1 protein-coding gene is annotated in these 1470 nt (G+C 66.9%); it reads left to right on the top strand.

Going from position 1 to position 1470, the window contains the following annotated elements; genetic code table 11:
• A partial coding sequence (locus J0I64_RS08200) for an AsmA-like C-terminal region-containing protein (RefSeq protein WP_291407105.1) occupies positions 1-1470 on the top strand: 1470 nt, incomplete at both ends.

The raw sequence follows: 1470 nt of genomic DNA, 5'->3' as shown, positions 1-1470 counted from the left end.
TGGGCATGCCGCTTGGACGGCTCAACTTCTCCGGCGGCGTGTCGGTCCGCAGCAGCGAAGTGGCCATGACCGAGGCGTCGATCAGCCTTGACGACATGGGTGCCAAGGGATCGGTAGCGGTGGCGCTGACCGGCAAGCCGAAGATTACGGCTGCGCTCTCGGTCGATGTGCTCGATTTTGGCGCGCTGACCGGCGGGGGTAGTGGCGGTGCGGCGACGGCGAGTGCGGGGCCGGCGCCGATCGATCTTGCCGTGCTGCGGCTTTTCGATGCCGATATCAGGCTCAATGCCAACCAGATCGGCTACGGGGACGTAAAGGCCGGACCGGCGACGGCGAGCCTTTCGGTATCGGGTGGCGTTGCCAAGGTATCGCTGCCGCAGGCGGGCTTTTTTGGTGGGGCGCTGACTGCCGAGGTGACGGCGAACGGGGCGGGCGATGTGCCCGCTATCGATCTCGTGGCGGCCATGGAGGGTGTCGATGCACTGCCGCTGCTGAGAACCGCGGCGGGCTTTCAGAACCTTGAGGGCAAACTCAAGGCGAGTGTCCAGGTGAAGGGCGCGGGGAGTAATACCGAGGCGTTTACGCGCTCGCTCAATGGGCCGATCAATGTGGTTTTCGCCGATGGCGCCTTGCGCGGGATCGATGTGGCGGGCCTGTTCCGAAATGTGCAGTCGCTGATCGGCGGCAGCTATGCGGCCAATAATGAGGCCAAGACCGAGTTTACCGAGCTGTCCGTTGCAGCTTCCGTCGAGAGTGGTGTGGCCAAGATCGGGGATATCCGGCTGCTGGGGCCGCTGGTCAGGATGAGCGGTCAGGGGAGCGTCGATCTTGTCGCTCAGACCATCGACATGCGGCTCGATCCGCGCGTGGTGGCCTCGCTTGATGGCCAGGGAAGCGCGTTCGATGTTTCGGGCATTGGCATGCCAATCATCATCAATGGGGCGCTGTCGCGGCCGTCCATCTATCCTGATCTCTCGAGCATTCTGGCTGACCCCAACCGGGCCTTGCAGGCCATGTCGCAACTGGGTGGTGGCTTGGGTGAACTTGCCAATGGCGCGTCGGGCGCGCTGGGCGGCCTTGGTGGTGCGCTTGGCGGGAACGCGGGGCAGGCGGCCGATGGGGTGATGACCGACCTGCTTGGGCGGCTTGGCGGTGGTCAGGCTGGTGCGGGGACCGGGGCCACGCCGCAGAACGGGCAGGACCTGCTCAACTCGGTGGTGGGTGGCATGTTTGGTGGGGGCCAGGCGCCCGTGCCGGCAACCGGCGTTCCGGGGCTGCCGGCAGTTCCACCGGCGGAAACGGCGCCGCAGACAAACCCGCCGGTGCAGACCGCCCCGGCCAATATTCCGCTGCCGCGCATGGATCCGCGCGGCCCAGCGCCGAGCGTGCCCTCTGCTCCGAGCGTCGCGCCGCCGGTGGTGACGGCCCCGGTCGAGACCCCGCCGGTGGAGGTGCCAGCCGAACAGACAG

The sequence above is a fragment of the Devosia sp. genome (assembly GCF_017307565.1).
Classification (GTDB): Bacteria; Pseudomonadota; Alphaproteobacteria; order Rhizobiales; family Devosiaceae; genus Devosia.
Note: the sequence above shows the minus strand (reverse complement) of the source record. Positions and strands in the feature narration are given on the sequence as shown.